This window comes from Pseudomaricurvus sp. ABR4_320, from assembly GCF_056159445.1.
Window position 1 is genome coordinate 453,182 of the sequence record NZ_JBSWVF010000001.1, and the last position, 16,772, is coordinate 469,953.

Here is a 16,772-nt window from a genome sequence, read left to right on the forward strand (position 1 = left end):
TTTCGTTCACCACGCTAAGGGATGGACAATTTTATTATCATTATAGTTCAGGCTAAGCCTTCTTGACGTCTCTGTTTGTGCTGCTGGAAGAAGCGAACACATTTTTGAGATCCGACGATCATGGCAATCCACAAGCCAATCCCTATTGCAAGATAAGCGATTGATTGCGGAGAGGGATTCATAAAGATTTGCGTCAACGAATCGCCGACTAAACCTTTCGCAATCATGGGCGGGAACATCCCTAAAAAGGTGCCAAGCAGGAACTGAAACAGCGTCACTGATGAAATTCCGGCGACCAAATTGACAAGACTAAACGGCGCCACCGGCAGCAAACGGATTGCAGCGATACCAACCACCCCGCTGTCTCGAATTTTTTCATCGACCGCCTTGACCTTATCGCCCAGCAGCCGACGTATGCCCGCATTGCCCAAGCCATGGCCGATAAAGAAGAGCAACGCTGAACTGAGCAGAGCACCGCAGATGCCATAGAGAGGCCCAAAGACCGGCCCGTAAACGACAGCCACAGCTAACGACAATACTGTAACAGGGAAGAACAATAGCCCGCCCACGACATAGACGAGACAAACCGTTGGCAAAGCCCACAGTGTTCCCCGACTAGCATGGAGAAACTCGTTTAAATTCTCAGTGGTGAACCAGGGCATTTGGCTGGCGAATAAAAATACCACTGCCAGCAATACAACAAATGCCGCTGCACCAATCGCCATCAACAGGGTTTTCTTGCGGGGATTTCGGAATTGCATGGGTTTCTCTCCGAGGCCCGACACCGGCGGAATCAATGGTTCTTCCGGATCAGATAAGGTTTGGAAAACGTTTTGCCAGGACTGATCTGTGAATTGGCTGTCGTCGACTTCACGCAAGTGATACCGATCTATCGGCTGATTTGACAACAACTGATTCAACGGAGAGTGAGAATCGATGCACTGACGGACTTCCGCCATGGAGTGCCCCGTATGCTCCGCAAGTAAGTCGTCTCGAACCTTAAGCAACTGCTCTCGCTGACAGGGTGTATCGCCACGGAACACCAGATCGACTTCTGTATCGAGCGTCATGGAGCGATTACTGATATTTGACGACCCAATGACCAGATAGCGATCATCAACCATCATCACTTTCGAGTGAATTTTCTTGTCGGCAATTTGTTTACCCTTTTGATGCACTGATGAATAGCACAGTCGCACCCGGGAAGGATCGACGCCACTCTCCAGGATTTTTTTAAAATCTATTCTGCTCGCCCAAAAGGCCTCACACTCAAAGGTATTTTTGGGGCTATAGGTGCTTACGATGAGTAGGTGTAAATCCGGTTTCTCTTTAAGACAACGATTTAAGACTTCAGCAATTTCCTGACGCGTTGTAAATTGATTTTCAATATAGAGAAATCGTTCTGCACTGTTGATGAGATCGAGCAACATCCGACGCACTTCTTGCACCGGCTCGACTTCGTCCATAAAGGGAATGGTCCTCGCCAGCGCGCACGGCATATCAAAAAGCGTTGGCGGATATGCCTCTGGCCACACCTCAGGTAAAGACGTTGGCGAAAACACTTGTAGGTTTACATCGCTGGGAGCATCTATACACGGTTCCGGGGCCACCCGGTTCCACCGCCATCGAACCAATTCGGCAAATTCACCAACGATCGGTCCACAAGTCAGCAACTGTACGTCGTGCAATGGCGGATAATAGCCATCGGGATCAATTCTACGATCATCGTCAGGCAGGTGATCCCTGGTATCCCAGCGATTGGTGGATATGTCCATTCCACCGCTAAACGCAATCACATCGTCAATGATAACAAGCTTTTGATGCTGACTGCCTCCCATGGGTATCGTATCGTCTAACCAAACATGTACATTATCTGGTGTACGGGTATCCCAGACTTCCTGGGCCCACATCTCCCGGTCACTGAAAAACGCCAACGAAGAATCCCAGCGCAACAGGTAGATCTGAATCGACGGGTTTTGTCGCGCTTTCCATGCAAGTAACTCACAGGCTTGCGTTGGCACTGCCGACGCTTCAGCCTCTTGCCCACGCAATAATTCGATGCGACTGTCAATATCCCAGCCGACGATGAAGATCGAATGCTGAGCGGAACAAATTGCCTGATGGAGCGCTCGGTAATAGTTGCCGCAATCTATTAGCGGCGCAGCCGCAGTAGCAAGAGATTCGCGCCAACAGTTGTGACCTTTTAAAAAGACATTATCCTCAGACATCCGTCAACGTTCTCCTTTGTCTGTAAACATGCTCTAAGCAGAAAACGAGATCGAAGATTCTCGCCGAAAACAATCGCCTCTCGCGATATCAAGTCAACAGCGAGCGTTAGCGTATAACGCGATTAACACATCGCGGTGAGGTGTTTAGTAAGCTCGCCGACATCAACTGCAAGAACGGCAGAATTGAGCGTCAAGCCGGAAGACGCTTTACTATTGAAGGCTCCCGGCGACGGCACCCAGATCATGAACTGGCATTGACCTGGGGCATGAAAGAATTAAAGAACGCTTACCACGTTACTTAACGACGGTAATATTTCCTTTTTCGAAACCCAGGTCGACAGCAAAATCCATCGCGGATTCTCTATCGGGCAGCACGAGTGTTTTTTCATCCCTCGTGGTAAGGGTGTAACGATCTTCCCCTGACTCAGTGTCACAAAGGGTGACCACTTTGTATCCATTGTGACTGCGTGTTTCCTCGATTTCACACTTGTCGAGGTAACCTAATTTCACGAGATTACTAGCCATTTTTTGTGTATGCATTTGATTTGCTTCCTTCGTTTAAAATTCGCTCTCTACCGCTATCGCGCGGAGACAAACTTTAAGGACGAATGTTATTTTAGGCCCCTGTCCTCATCATGCGGTGCCCTTTCTCCTGATTGTCTGCAAATCTTGATAAACTGCCATAGCGTCTTGTCTTCCACTATGCAGCGCTAACCGTTCGTCACCTCCCCTACTTGAAATCCTAAACTATTTTCTTGAACAAACCGCGCCCAGTATGCAATGCAACGACTTAATCGGTTTTGATAATTGTCGTTAAGGCAATGGGTGCCTGAACCATGCGTTTCTTACCATCAATGGTTGGATAAAAAACGTAATATCCCTTGTCTGGATAAGACGTCACTTTGCCATTAATGACTTTGTACACGTGATCATGACCGGTTATCACAACATCATAGTCGCCGCCTAGCATGGTATCCATGGTTCGGTTCGCACGATTGATCCGATCACACCCTGCGAGAAAAATGACCGCAAGTACACTGCTAATGATCAAACTCTTATTCAGCATCCGACTGTATCCTCAATTACGCACATTTAGATCGAAACTACCTTGCTATTGTAAACGATCTTTTTCCCTGCCATTAACGCTGGTAAAAACCACTAACGACTGGCTGCGCCCACACACGGATACTCCGAGCTAAAACCGAGCTTTGTTTGACTCAACGTTATCCAGTAAACGTGACGTTCATTGAAGGACGTCTATTTGTACTGAGCAAGGTACATGCCATTCCTGAATCTCAGCATATGTGCTTAATTTTTCGCCACTTGAGGATGTTGATCAGAAAAAATAGCGCCAAGACATCACAAATTCCCAATCTCTGACACGAATTTTGTAAAGCATCGCGCAGCAGACTGTAAATCTTGCAATAGCCCAGTGCCTTGCGTTACGGAATTTCCCTACGACAAATGCCAAGAGACTTTTGTCCGGTTAGACCCACGCTCTATCAACACTGCATGAGTTCTCTGCGAGCCCGCAACAAGCCATAGCTCAAATACTGACGCCGACGATCCACTTCCGCTAAAACCACGGATCCGGTCCACTCATCCATGTAATTTTTTTTGTAATTCAAGGTGATCGTACAGACCCGATCCCCGTAGCGTTCGAATACCCATTCAGGCCAACATCTGCCTCTTCCATCACGCACGTTTTCCCTGACATCGTACACAGGGAAAAGTGCTGGCGATTGCACACCAGCCGGCAGAGAGTCTTCACCCGACGCAAGCGCCTCTAACAAAACCTCGAGCACGTTGCTGAATTTCCGCCGATCCATGTTGGATGAATTCACATCAATGTCGGGATTATCGCGTTGTATTCCGGGCTCTCGAAACGCCCCCAACCGATGGTTATAACTGTGAATATCCAACAGCAAAACATTACCGTGCTGTGCAATCAGACGCTCCAGCCATTCTGCCATCAAGGCGAAAAAATGATCATAAAGCGTCAGCAATTGGTCTGTACCAGCGGCAGGAGGAAACTGTCTCCAGATGTGTCCGGCGCCACGTTGAGTGTTCGGAAGTTCTTCGCAAAAGACCTCTCCACGGGGGCGATCGAAATCCACCTCAAAACGAGAGCGATGGTTTACAAAGCTATTGTCGGCAACGTCTGCCCAGAGTCCGGTCATAGGATCTTCGCCACGGCGCTGGGCCTCATTGTCGACAGCGAGGTACGGCCGTAATTGAGGCCGAATAAAGTGGCCTTCGTGAATCGCTGTAGCGATGATTGGACTGTTTCCTCGGGTAATCTTCCAATATGGATCTAAGTATTGAGTCATAATTTGAACCGAAAAACGCGTAATTGAGCGCCTGCCACTCATGACAATAAACGTGACATCAAACATTGTAAGATCAACAAGGCGTCAGATGCCGCCTGGCAACATGGCGTCAATTCGATCTTTTTCGACACTTTATGTTAGGTTTCGAGCAGACAGTTTTGTCCAGCAACAATCCTGCCCTAACCTCCACACAGGCAATAAAGAAGAGTAAGGCGACATTCAGAGAATAGAAGAATGCGGTTGCTATGAAAAACTAAGAGAGGAACGGGTGAGAAGATCGATTTATTGAACGAACAGATGAGTCGCAAGATGGCAAATGCAACACTTATTCAGGTTGATAACCGACTCTGAGCCCACCCCAGTGCCTGCCCTGTACATAGATGGGAACGGACAAATCATGCATGATCTCTCCGGTATCTCGCTTATACGTCTGCAACAGCATGTTATTCGTATGAGAACCACACCTGGCACCCGTACGATCATCAAAAATGCGTTTGGTTCGATTACTGACCAAATCGACCTTGGGATCACCCGTCAACGGTTGGCAAAATTTGCGGTTATGGGTCGGCACATAACCGCGTCGATCACAGGAGATTGCGAAAACAATTTTAGGCAAAGCCGCGACTGCTTTTTCCTGAATATCAGGCAGGACACGGTCACAGAATTCATCAAAACGTGTGTTGTATTTGACAGGATTGGTATTGGCAATAGGCGTATAGGTTTCATCAAACAAATCATTTGCGGAGATGCGGCCTCCCGTAATTGCATCTTCGAATGCCTGTTGGATATCGTCGCGGGTACGTTGAGCTACTTGAAAGAACGGTTGGTGATAACTGTCCGCTGTAGTCTCTGCCAAGACTGCATTTGCCTCTTCCGCCAAGACCATCAGTTTCTCCGCTTCTGCGCTTAGCCGCTCGACCTCTTTCTCATTTTCCCGTGCATCGACGCGCACCTGCGCGATGGAATCGGCGATCGCTTCGAGACGTGTCCGACTGTTCTCGATGCCATCCGCGATGGAAGAAATACAACTCTCTGTATCTGCTGTTTGTCCGGCAATCCCTTCCAGCTGGGCGCCAACGTTCTCGACATCCTGCGTGCCTTTTTCTACGTCTGCAGATAACGCCTGAATATGACCGACAACCCCCTGGGTTTCACTGAGAATTTCGTTGACGATGTTCGCCACCTCACCGGTACTATCGGCAGTACGCGCGGCCAAATGTCGGACTTCGTCGGCGACCACAGCAAAACCGCGACCGTGTTCACCGGCACGCGCCGCTTCGATCGCCGCATTCAAAGCCAACAAATTCGTTTGACTGGCAATTTCTTCAATAACACTGGTGACATCTTGAATCTTGTGAACTCTCGTATCCAGAGTTCCGATTTGTTCCAATGTGGCTTCCGTTTGAGAGTTGATGCGCCGCATACCTGCAATGCCGTCTTGCAGGATTCGCTGGCCATCCATACTGATCTGACGGGCACTCTCTGCGGTGGCCACTGCATTGACCGCGGCATTTGCCGCCTGTTGAACGTTAGCGGTTATTTCCATGGCATTATCGGCAATTTCACCGATAGTTATGGCCTTGCGTTCCAAACGTTGACGCAACTGATCTGTAGAGAAGGAAACTTCAGCGGCAGATACTGCATTTTGTCCCACAGAGCCGGCCAAACGCCGCCCCAACCCTGCCTGTCGATCTGGAATCTCTTCACGATCCTGCCCTTGAGGATCACTGTTCGATTGCATAATCGCAGCAACAAACACAACCATGAGTGTCAACACGACACCATTCAGAACGGGTAGCAATACGGAGACATTAAACTGCCAGAATGCCAAGGTCGCGACAACCGATAACCCGCCACCAGCCAATGAGAGCAAGAAAAAACGAAATTTGTTCAAGTGCGACCTCGGTTACCCGCTGATTCCACCACTATTAGTACTCTGACATCCTCAGGCCGCCGGATTCGATCACACTCCATCTAGCCTTGTTGACGGCTTTTCTCTTTATTGCCGATAAAAAAAATATAGGACACACATTAAAAAATGGCCAAGACAGAGGCAAATGACGCCCCAGCAACAAACCGATTGTTGTTTTTTATGCCAACGCCAATGCTCGGATCTTTTGGATTTTTAAAAATATTTCGGCAGTCGCTCGGGCATCCGCGAGCGCCCGATGGTGGGTATCGAGAGGTATATCCAGATCCTTGGTTAAATTTCCCAAGGCATAGGACGTATGGCCAGGTAAATATCGACGAGCTAATTGCACCGTACACAATTTTGGCATTGCCAGAGTAATATCCAGACGTTGAAGCTCTGCTTTAAGAAAGCCAAAATCAAAACTGACGTTATGAGCGACAAAAATGGCCCCTTCCAGAAATGACAAAATTTGATCGCAGATCTCTGCGAAAGTCGGTGCGGTAGACACCATAGCGTCATCGATCCCCGTTAGTTGAGTTATCGAATGGGGAATTCGACGCTGCGGGTGAACCAGTGTCTGCCAGGTATCCACGACTTGCTCACCACGTACTCTCACCATACCAATCTCAGTTATTCGATGATGTCCATTATGCAGACCACCAGTCGTCTCAAAATCGACAACGACGTACTCCTGGTTGGGGTTGATCGCCCAGTGCGTGGACCTTACTCCAACAGGAACACCGCAAGTATCCAAATATTTTAAGGTTACTAATTGATTGCGACGCAGTTGGTCACCGGGGGATTTAATTTCTTCAAATCGCACAGCCCCCTGATCGAAAACCAGCAAATCAGGAAAACCATCCAAGAGTGAATTGAAATGCAAAACCATCATTTTGAGGCACGCCCTTAAAGCGCTATAGGGCAAAGTTTGGACAAACCTTAAGCAAACGGCGATCAGATCGTCATGCCAGAAAAACAAGCCGTTGGGCGAGTCATAAAATTCCTCACAAATGGCAGTGATATGACGAGACATATCGTCAGCACTTTGAAATCTGTCCAGCTCGGCAAGCAACACGCTTTTGTGCCTCGGTATCCGCTTTTTATCTCGAAGAAACGCTGGCCGAACATCAAATTCACCGACAAACCCCAAGTCTGAATGTTGATAGATGGGATACCAAAAGCAGGTCGCAAACAGGAAGCGCCAGAGTTGGTTTTCCGCATGAAAGGCATCTACACCCTGCTGCTGATACCAGGCGACAACACCGGCTTCTACACTCCCTTTCCAGGCGTCTTCCAAAGGAATCGATGATTTGGACGCGTCAAGTAACCGGGTCAGCGGGCTAGCCGTCTTTGCACCATACCAGCGCCGCTCATAGGATTCGGCGAGCAAGAGGCTCTCCTCACAGGGAGGATTTTCAAGAATTGCTCGCAATCGCTTCGCCACCGATGCCCGCTTCCCCTGCTGATATTCAAAGCGCAACCAACTGGATATCGCTTTGGGTTCATCTGAGGATGAAAATATGGGCATAGCCATCGAAGGGTGGGCACCATAGACCGCCTTTGCCAAAGACCAGCAATATCGACTTCGACTCATCTTGGCCTGCACGCCCTTAGCCTCAGGCAAACTGAAAAATTGACTGGCTGCTAGCAAACACGCCTCTTGAGACCAGGACTTAACATCCCTCCGCAAGCGCCCGTAAAGAAAAGCACTATAGGCCTCTGCAGAAGTCTCAAAGCGAGCTATGGGACTCTTTATCGACTTTCGCGTCTGCAGAATTCCGAGATCTCGCAATGAAAATTGCGACAGGCCAACATCCAACTGACCAAAGAAAAGGAACAGTAGGTACTCGATAACACCCAAATGCTGCAGCTCAATGTAATTTAAAGAGTGAGCTTGCGCCTCGAGCACTTTTACTTGTTGCGGAGCGAGAAAAAACGTCATCCAGCGTAGTTTTGACGCAGATTTAGATGGCGTGTTCGCCGTCGAGCACAAGGGTATTAGTTGCTGTAGTTGCGGTTTGGTAAGACCTTTGATCAACGATTTAACCGACGAGACTCGTATGGAGGCAACAAAGCCCGCCGCCTTCAGTTGACGCAGCGCCATTGGCTGGTCAATGATTTCAGCGTAATTCAGGCTTTCCAGATGAAAAAAATGGCCTTTGCGAGAAATGCATCGAACGAGAAGACATTGCGAATCCGTATTGAGCTGATAAAACCTCTGGATAAATAGGCGGTGCTCTTCAAACAGCAGATGGCGACTGGCAGTTTCCAGTTGCTCTAGAAATTCGAGAAAATGCTCTAAATAGTAGGTTGGCGGCAGAATTTTCCGATTCACGGGACTCAACGGACAGAAACGCTCCAAAAACTGTATTTATGTACAGATATTTTACGTCTCTGCTTTGCTTTATTGCAAACAAAAAAACCGGGCCTGAGCCCGGTTGTGGTAAGTCGTTGTAGGGAGTCTGTTTAGGCAGTCTTCAATCTCGATGTTGAATCCATAAACTGACCCCAATGTTCGATCGCGTTTTCCAGCGTTGTAAATCTCCAGCAGTCACCTTGCTGAAGTAATTTTCTCAATACTTCGTTGTTAAGCTGATGTCCGCTGCAATTTCCGGAAAAACGTCCGACGATAATTGCACCGGCCAGAGACAAGTCACCAATCGCATCCAACAGCTTGTGGCGCGCAAATTCGTTGGTGTATCGCAAACCTTCTTTATTTACGATCCCCTGCTCATTTAACAAAATCGCGTTGTCGAGAGAGCCGCCTTTCGCCAATCCAAGTTTCTGTAAAGTATCTAATTGCTCTTGAAAACCAAACGTCCGTGCACGACCAATTTCATCGGCAAAATCTGCATCCATCAGATTGTAGGAGTACGACTGACGCCCAATCGCCGGATTTTCAAAATCAATGGTCATGTCTATACACGGCTGACCAAATGGCGTGAACCCGGCGTGCTTGTCCTTTTCCCAAACGCCGATGGGTGCGGTAATCACCAGGGCGCGTCTCGGAGCCGTTTGTTCCTTTAGGCCAATGGCTTGGATCTGCTCAACAAATACGTCAGAACTGCCATCCATAATCGGTACTTCTGGGCCGTCGAGCTGAATACGGCAGTTATCAACGCCCATTGCGAAAAGCGCAGCCATCAAGTGTTCAACGGTACTGACTGTCACTCCGGAACCATTTGCAATGGTTGTGGACAAACGCGTGTCGGTCACCGTGTGCCAACGAGCAGGAATTTCGCCGATGCCAGGGGCAACGTCCAGGCGCTCAAAAATGTATCCCGAGTCGGCGACCGCCGGCTTCAATGTCATACTAACCGGCTTGCCACTGTGCAGGCCCTGTCCAACGAAGTGGATTGGAGCCACCAACGTGTGCTGTTGATAAATGGACGGGTTAACCGATTTCATTGTGCTTTCCTCGAAATAGATCATGGAAGCAATAATAGAAAAACGGTCTAAGCACTGCTGGTTTATTCCTGCCAAATTTCAGTCCGGGAATTGTCATTTTGCGCCAAAAGTTTATCCTTACACGAAATCCACCCACGGAGTTACCTGATTGTCCTCTTCCAGCCTCAGTTCTTGGGCCCGTTTAATCTGGGATGAGTTAAATTCTCGACAACTGGATGCCAATAGCGTCTTTCGGCAAGCCGACCTAGATCCCACCAAACTTAACGACTCTGCCGCACGTTTTCCCATGCTCAACATGGCAAAGCTGTGGGAATTAGCCCGAAGCACAAGCGGCGACGAATGTTTCGGCATCGAAGCAGGAAGCCGCTGGAACCCGTCGACTTTCCACGCCCTAGGCTTCGCCTGGCTTGCCAGCAATTCCCTAGGGGAGGCGCTGCACCGCTTTGCACGCTATGGCGACTTCGTCATTGACGGGATGGAGTACGAGTTGGTGGCCGATAAAATGTTGTATTACTTTCGTATTCGCGTAAAACAACAGGTCCCGATTCCTCTGGAAAGACAGCACCAGTCACCGGCATCAGATGCGGCGATCGCTGCGATATTAAAGATGATCCGTATGCTGATGGGCGAATCCTTCAATCCTCGCCAAATAATTTGTCCTCACCCGCCAAATGGCGCCAGCTTGATGCTGGAGATGAGAGCACGCTGCCCGGTTCATTATGGCGGTGACGCCGTTGAGTTTGTCTTCGACCGGCAGGATATTGAGCGCAAGCTGACCTCGGGGAACAACGAGCTATCCCAGGCTAATGAGCAAATCATTCTCAAGCATTTGGCGGATCTCGACAAAGATAAGCTTGGCACGCAAATACAATTGAAAATCCTCGAATTGCTGCCATCAGGCCATTTGCGTGAAGAAGACATCGCATCAAAGCTTGGCATGAGCACCCGTACGATGCAGCGCCGGCTGGCCGACGAGGGGCTGAGCTTTAGTCAACTGCTACAGGAAGCACGTCAAAAGCTGACCGATCAATATATCCGCGACCATTCGCTGTCAATCAACGAAATTGCCTATCTTTTGGGATTTTCTGATCAGGCGAATTTCACTCGGGCGTTCAAACGCTGGCACGGTATATCGCCGACAGAATTCCGACAGAGAGAAAAAGACTGAAGAGTCCGGACTCGAGATAGGGTCTAAGCATAAAAAGAAAAGGCTTACAGGGTGCTACGTGGTTAACCATTAATTCTAGAGGGTCTGCGGAGTAAACTTGCTCCGCAGAGAATACCCAGTAATACTCCGCAGGCTAAATAGCGCCACCCAAGCCGTGTAGGTTCTTGGGTTATCCTGTGTAACCACTCCAATCCGAAACGCTGCATCCAGGCTGGAGCTCTGGAACGAGTACCCGCTATAAAATCAAAAGCCGCCCCGGAACATACAATGGCAACCGCCAACTGGCTTGCAATCTCTGCAGCAAATTTTTCCTGCAGAGGGCAGCCTAATCCCAAGAACAAAAATTGCGCGCCACTGTTTCTGACTCTTTGACAAAGTAAGGCTTTTTCTTCTCTATTCAAAGGTCTAAACAGAGAGGGTTCAGCACCGACAATTTCGATATCGGGGTAACGGCGTTTTGTCTGTACAATCAAGCGATCGATGGTTTCGGGACGACTGCCATAGAAATACACAGGGACTCGCTCTCGATGAGCACGCTCTAAAAGCCAACAGGTGAGATCAGTCCCGGTAACGCGATGAGGTCTCTTCCCTCCCGCCGACGCCCAGAGCACATTTTGAGTTGAAACGCCGTCGATGGTTACAACGTCAAAAGACTTCACGGCCTTAAGGAAATCAGCGTCTTGATACATCGCCGTCAAGCCGTGAATGGAAATGCCCGTAATCAGAGTACTGCGACCTTGAGTGCTCGCCAAATCAATAACGCGCTCGCCCACCAAATTCAAGGGATCACCGCTGAAATTCACTGTCGAAAACTCGGTATACCAATTACGTCGCGCTTTTACGGTCATCCTCTAATCTCAACTGATTCTTCCACTGACGAACATCACTGTCCGAACACATCCCTAGTTTCCGCTTGATCTTACCGATTCACGGTAAATCGACAGCAGTTTATCGACATAACGTCGATCATGATACTTAAGCAACGCAGCCTTGTAGGCCCTCGCTGACAACTGAGCGACCAAACGCCGATCATGCCACAGGCGATTCATGGCCCTCGCCAACGACTCCGTGTTACCCGCCGAGAACAATAGCCCTTCCCGCTCGTGACCGACCATTTCAGGTAATCCTCCGATTGACGAACAAATAATCGGTATTCCCTGCCCCATCGCCTCCAATATTACCATGGGACACATTTCGAACCACTCACTTGGCACGATGAGAGCAATCGCGCCTCTAAGCATCGCAGTACACTTATGTTGAGAGAGCACACCCAAATAATGTGCTGACTCTGGCTCTGTCAGAGTCTCCAGCCAATTGTCCTGATAGGGTCCGGCGTATTTCAGAGGAAGCCCCGTTTTTTCGACGGCACGAAACAGCGTTTCTATGCCCTTTTCCGCAGTCAATCGCCCCAAATAAAGGAAATAGCCCCCCGCGCTGGGCTTTGCTGGTTCGGGTGCAATGTCCGCCATATTGGGTAAGACAGAAATGAAATCAGGCGAAAAACCCTGCTGTATCAACAGATTCCGAGAGAAAAACGACAAAGCAATCAGACGCGTTTCAGCCTTGGGAATCAAGTCAAATTGCCTCGCAAACGCGGAACGGCTGGCATAGACCGCACTTTCCAGCCAGTTGTCGCGACAGTTATAGCGCAGCGCATTAAACGCAGAGTGCCCAACGCATTTGAGACAACTTTGATTGCCCCGGCGATGAGTCAACACCGGACACGTTAAGAAAAAGTGATGCAAAGACATCACTGTCGGAATGCCGCAGCGTCTGGCCGCCGCAAAAACAGCCGGAGAAATACTGGGGTAAATATTGTGAAGATGAACTATCTCTGGTCGCAGTTGGCGGAATTTCTCGACCAAAAAGCGATGGCTGCGAAGGTTGAAGTGGCTCTGCACCGCGAGACGGACTTTTGCCAAAGCTGTCAGATCTACCGGCGTCGACGGAAACCGAATAACCTCAACATCATGGCCATGGGCCTGAAGTAACTGGCAGGTGCGTCGAATAACCGTTTCTTCACCATGGACGTTATTTCGATACTGATTGTATAGCTGCAGTATGCGCAAACGATGTCGCCCAAGCTCTCAACCGGCGAACCAACGCCACACTTGGAATGCCTCAGCGTAGTCGACGCCCATTTCACTTCCGCGCAGATTGGCCAAACTTCTCAAGTTTTCCAGACTGCGAATATGAGGCGGCTCGCGCAACTGGCTTTTATAAAGCGCTACGGCATCCAATTTCGTCTGCAGCTGAGCACCGATTTCCCAATGGCACGTAGGACGAAACACATGCTCAGCCCAAGCCAATTTCGGTGATTCATAGGTCAGAACACGAGGCGGTAAATGTTTCTGCAGAGATTCAGGAATGGGTCTGGCAGCGGTAAACGCGGCTTGGAAGGTCGCTCGGTGGTCCTGATCGTAATCTTCTCCGTGTGGCAAAAATAAGAGATCTGGTTTAAACGCGTTGTATTTTTGTTCAAACCACGTGACCAAGTCTCGTTGTGGTACCGTGTCGAGCTTTTCAGTGAGTTCCTGTTGATCAAACACCACGTCATAACCAAAACCTAACAAATCTGCCACAGCGTCAATTTCAGCGTATCGCTCTGCGGCAGTCGTCTTATAATCAATGCCATAGTGGTTGAAGCCATCCACACACAGATAGGTTACCCAGATCTCCGCTCCCGCCGCCTTTAGTTTTTGCAGAGTCCCTGCAGCACCGAGCACTTCATCATCCGGATGGGGAGAAACCACTAAGACTCGTTCAGCTCGCAAGAGTGCTCTCCAAAGAGCTACCTAGCTTACTCCGGATTTCTGCGGCTGCCTGCTCTATAACGGCCTCGAGATCGTATTCCGGAACCCAGCCCATCGAGCGAGCCCTATCGATATCCGGTATCTTTATAATGCTCTCCGCTTCTTCGTACAAATCACCATGAATGGACTTGCCATCGACCAACTGGATGTCAGATTCGCTGTGCAATTGGGCTTTTACCCGCTCCGCCAAGGCCATCATGGTGATACTGTTTCCGGGATTTCCAACGTTAACCACACGCCCGTCCATACAGTCAGGTCGCATCATCACCTGTTCAACGAAATGCGCGACATCCCGCACATCGGTAAACGCGCGCTGTTGTTGTCCCGTATGAAAAACCGTTAACGGCTGATTTTGCAAGGCTTGCTCGATGAACGTTGGTAGAACGAAGCCGCCAGCGCTGGATTGACGCGATCCGGCGACATTGAATGGCCGAATGGTGATCGATTTAAGACCGTGAACTCTAGAGTTATACACCATAGATTCACAAGTGACTTTGCCCAGCGCATACTCAATCCGGGCATTGTAATGCGGTGTCACTTCAATTTTGGCAGATTCCCTCAAAACGCCACTGAATCCGTAGACCTCTGCAGATGAGAAGTAAACCAAGGGCAGTTGGTGGCTGAGCGAAAATTCAATGACATCCGCCGTATTAGCGACGATTTCAGGTCCGATTTTCCCACTGTATTTTAAGATTCCGGCAGGTCCAACGTAACTGGCCAGGTGAACCACCATATCCGGCTGAAACTCTGCCGCAGCTGCCAAAGATTTGGGAGAAACGGAAGCTTCAATAAGATGGAAATTGGCGTATTGTGACAGCAAGTCACTACCGTCAATCACATTTGAGATTTTACTGTCGATAACAGTAACGTCCACGCCACTGGCGAGCAGCTGTTCGGTAAGTGTTGATCCAATAAACCCCAGCCCCCCTGTCACCAATACGGATGTCGGTTTGCTTTCCATCATTCCCGGCCCTTACCTCAACAAAGAGCCGAAAATAGCGACAGAGACCGAGGAAGTCAATTTTCTAAAGCGATTGAGTGTTCGTTATAGAAAGGTTGAAGACATCAAGAAAACTCAAAATCAAAAAGACAGTGATGTGAAACGTCAGTCAGCGCACGATAGACGCACCAAAGGTCAGTACGGACGCCCAATCACAACAAGGTTATTGGAAATCGTCACAGTGCGAAAACCGCACTGTGACCAATCGGCGGTTAAACCACAGGATCCAGTGTTTTCGAATACACCACCGCGCCATTGAGATCTTTCAGACTGACCGTCATCTGTCCGCTATAGCCATCAATCTTCACATCGCCGTAAAACTGCAAGCCTGCGAAAGGTGAGGAATTTGCCACTTCAGGCGCTTTCTCGAAAACCACTTGCGGCCCAAAGGTATTGTCCAAATCATTTGGACCAAAGGTTCCTGCATTTAGTGGGCCTGCAACAAACTCCCAGAAAGGCGCGAAATCCTGAAAAACAGCTCGCTCAGGCGAATAGTGATGGGCGGCACAATAATGGACATCTGCCGTCAACCACACCACGTTCTCGATGTTGCAGGTTTTGATATGACGCAGTAACTCTGCCATTTCCAATTCTCTTCCCGCCAGCATATCCATGCCGTTGGCCATGTTCTCAAAGTTGTCACCATCCGCGACGACCAGTCCAATGGGCATATCAGAGGCAACAACCTTCCAGGTGGCCGTGGATTCTTTCAAAGCCTTTTTGATCCACGCCAATTGGCGAGCGCCAAAAAAGCGGGTCTCTGGCCCAGCTTCGGTTTGATCATTGGCGGTATTTGGGCCACGATAACTGCGCATGTCCACAACAATCACGTCGAGCAGGCTGCCATAGGAAATTTTGCGATAAACCCGCTCCTCTTCCCGCGCGTTATGAGGACGAATCGGTGCATACTCAAGAAAAGCGGTAGCGCCGCGGGCAATCAGCAAAGGAACATTCTTTTCGGTATAACGATCGTCATCAGTGAGGTCTTTAGAGCTCGACCAGTTGTTGGTCACCTCATGATCGTCCCACTGCCAGATTTGCGGTGTTGTCGCATTGAACGCGAGCATGTTTTCATCGAGCAAATTGTATTTATAGCGTCCCCGATACTCATCCAGGGTCTCCGCGACCTTGCTGACTTCTTCAGTCACAATGTTACGCCAGGTAGAACCATCTTCTGCCGTTTGAAATTCGCTGATAGGACCGTCGGCGTATATCGTGTCGCCACTGTGAATAAAAAAGTCAGCACCTTCATTCTTCATCGCCGAATAGATTTTCATACCGCCGAAATCAGGATTGATCCCCCAGCCTTGACCCGCCGTGTCTCCAGACCAAAGGAAGTGGATATCACGAGCACGCTCAGGCGCAGTGACAAACTCTCCATACACCGGCGCACTGGTGCAGCGACTGTTATCCAGAGATTCGTAAGTCACTTTAACGTAAACCTTACTATCGGCGCGTAAACCCGAAAGGTCTATACGCGTCGTATAGTCAGTATCCGCAAGGGCAAAGGGACCACGCAGACGCATGCTGTTGGCGAAACTTTCATGATAGCTGGCTTCAACCCACATACGTGCGGGACGATCGGAACGGCTCCACACCACACCGCGGCGAGCCAGAACATCGCCGATCTGTAATCCCTGATCGACTTGAGGCCTTTCTTTTTCAGACGTGATCACGGCTGGCGAGCCCGCGAACGCTTTGGTGGACAGACCGCTCTGGACGGCAACGGCTCCTGCCCCCAGGGTCATGCTGGAATCTCGAAGAAAGTCTCTGCGATTGGTTCCCTTGCTTTTCATGTGTAACTCCTATCAGGACTGATGTTCTGGCGCTCTCCTGTGTTTAACCGGGCGCCATGCGTGAACCAGGATCCTAAAACCTAAAAGTGACAGAGTTACGGCAATATCGTTGCAAAT

General features: G+C 49.4%; 13 protein-coding genes. 1 reads left to right on the top strand and 12 read right to left on the bottom strand.

Features of this window, described 5'->3' with window-relative positions; all coding sequences use genetic code 11:
* Window positions 1-47 precede the first annotated feature (47 nt).
* The 7 genes from ACXAFR_RS01950 to lpxC form a co-directional block, all read right to left on the bottom strand.
* Window positions 48-2,228 carry a VTT domain-containing protein gene (locus ACXAFR_RS01950; protein WP_475171400.1) on the bottom strand — a complete coding sequence of 727 codons (2,181 nt, stop codon included), beginning with the start codon at window positions 2,226-2,228 and terminating at the stop codon, window positions 48-50.
* Between the two features lie 294 nt (window positions 2,229-2,522).
* A complete protein-coding gene (locus ACXAFR_RS01955; RefSeq protein WP_475171401.1) occupies window positions 2,523-2,768 on the bottom strand; it encodes a hypothetical protein in 246 nt (81 codons plus the stop codon).
* Between the two features lie 250 nt (window positions 2,769-3,018).
* On the bottom strand, window positions 3,019-3,294 hold the full coding sequence (locus ACXAFR_RS01960) for a hypothetical protein (RefSeq protein ID WP_475171402.1): 276 nt from the start codon (window positions 3,292-3,294) through the stop codon (window positions 3,019-3,021).
* A 436-nt stretch (window positions 3,295-3,730) separates the two neighbouring features.
* Window positions 3,731-4,558 (bottom strand): N-formylglutamate amidohydrolase, encoded by an 828-nt coding sequence (locus tag ACXAFR_RS01965; protein WP_475171405.1) that lies wholly within the window; start codon window positions 4,556-4,558, stop codon window positions 3,731-3,733.
* A 325-nt stretch (window positions 4,559-4,883) separates the two neighbouring features.
* Window positions 4,884-6,452 carry a methyl-accepting chemotaxis protein gene (locus ACXAFR_RS01970; protein WP_475171408.1) on the bottom strand — a complete coding sequence of 523 codons (1,569 nt, stop codon included), beginning with the start codon at window positions 6,450-6,452 and terminating at the stop codon, window positions 4,884-4,886.
* A gap of 196 nt (window positions 6,453-6,648) precedes the next feature.
* Window positions 6,649-8,805 (bottom strand): exonuclease domain-containing protein, encoded by a 2,157-nt coding sequence (locus ACXAFR_RS01975; RefSeq protein ID WP_475171411.1) that lies wholly within the window; start codon window positions 8,803-8,805, stop codon window positions 6,649-6,651.
* A 131-nt stretch (window positions 8,806-8,936) separates the two neighbouring features.
* A complete protein-coding gene (lpxC, locus tag ACXAFR_RS01980; RefSeq protein ID WP_475171413.1) occupies window positions 8,937-9,878 on the bottom strand; it encodes a UDP-3-O-acyl-N-acetylglucosamine deacetylase in 942 nt (313 codons plus the stop codon).
* A 148-nt stretch (window positions 9,879-10,026) separates the two neighbouring features.
* Between lpxC and ACXAFR_RS01985 the strand changes: the two genes are divergently transcribed.
* Window positions 10,027-11,046 carry an AraC family transcriptional regulator gene (locus ACXAFR_RS01985; RefSeq protein WP_475171415.1) on the top strand — a complete coding sequence of 340 codons (1,020 nt, stop codon included), beginning with the start codon at window positions 10,027-10,029 and terminating at the stop codon, window positions 11,044-11,046.
* A 62-nt stretch (window positions 11,047-11,108) separates the two neighbouring features.
* Here ACXAFR_RS01985 and ACXAFR_RS01990 read toward each other — a convergent pair whose 3' ends face one another.
* The 5 genes from ACXAFR_RS01990 to ACXAFR_RS02010 all read right to left on the bottom strand — a co-directional run bounded on the left by ACXAFR_RS01990 (window position 11,109) and on the right by ACXAFR_RS02010 (window position 16,655).
* Entirely contained in the window at window positions 11,109-11,894 is a 786-nt protein-coding gene (locus ACXAFR_RS01990) for a WecB/TagA/CpsF family glycosyltransferase (protein ID WP_475171417.1), read from the bottom strand.
* Window positions 11,895-11,948: 54 nt separating this feature from the next.
* Entirely contained in the window at window positions 11,949-13,115 is a 1,167-nt protein-coding gene (locus ACXAFR_RS01995) for a glycosyltransferase family 4 protein (protein ID WP_475171418.1), read from the bottom strand.
* Window positions 13,116-13,133: 18 nt separating this feature from the next.
* The gene (locus ACXAFR_RS02000; protein WP_475171419.1) at window positions 13,134-13,820 is read right to left on the bottom strand and encodes a PIG-L deacetylase family protein; all 687 of its coding nucleotides are present in this window, start codon (window positions 13,818-13,820) and stop codon (window positions 13,134-13,136) included.
* Entirely contained in the window at window positions 13,810-14,823 is a 1,014-nt protein-coding gene (locus ACXAFR_RS02005) for an NAD-dependent epimerase/dehydratase family protein (RefSeq protein ID WP_475171421.1), read from the bottom strand. The genes ACXAFR_RS02000 and ACXAFR_RS02005 overlap by 11 nt, the downstream gene beginning before the upstream one ends.
* A 248-nt stretch (window positions 14,824-15,071) precedes the next feature.
* A complete protein-coding gene (locus ACXAFR_RS02010) occupies window positions 15,072-16,655 on the bottom strand; it encodes an alkaline phosphatase D family protein (protein ID WP_475171422.1) in 1,584 nt (527 codons plus the stop codon).
* Window positions 16,656-16,772 lie beyond the last annotated feature (117 nt).

What these genes read in the sequence shown, in the direction of transcription:
- ACXAFR_RS01990 (WP_475171417.1), bottom strand. Translation starts at nt 11,894, where the DNA reads ATGACCGTAAAAGCGCGACGTAATTGGTATACCGAGTTTTCGACAGTG.
- ACXAFR_RS01960 (WP_475171402.1), bottom strand. Translation starts at nt 3,294, where the DNA reads ATGCTGAATAAGAGTTTGATCATTAGCAGTGTACTTGCGGTCATTTTT.
- lpxC (WP_475171413.1), bottom strand. Translation starts at nt 9,878, where the DNA reads ATGAAATCGGTTAACCCGTCCATTTATCAACAGCACACGTTGGTGGCT.
- ACXAFR_RS01965 (WP_475171405.1), bottom strand. Translation starts at nt 4,558, where the DNA reads ATGACTCAATACTTAGATCCATATTGGAAGATTACCCGAGGAAACAGT.
- ACXAFR_RS01950 (WP_475171400.1), bottom strand. Translation starts at nt 2,228, where the DNA reads ATGTCTGAGGATAATGTCTTTTTAAAAGGTCACAACTGTTGGCGCGAA.
- ACXAFR_RS01955 (WP_475171401.1), bottom strand. Translation starts at nt 2,768, where the DNA reads ATGCATACACAAAAAATGGCTAGTAATCTCGTGAAATTAGGTTACCTC.
- ACXAFR_RS02010 (WP_475171422.1), bottom strand. Translation starts at nt 16,655, where the DNA reads ATGAAAAGCAAGGGAACCAATCGCAGAGACTTTCTTCGAGATTCCAGC.
- ACXAFR_RS02005 (WP_475171421.1), bottom strand. Translation starts at nt 14,823, where the DNA reads ATGATGGAAAGCAAACCGACATCCGTATTGGTGACAGGGGGGCTGGGG.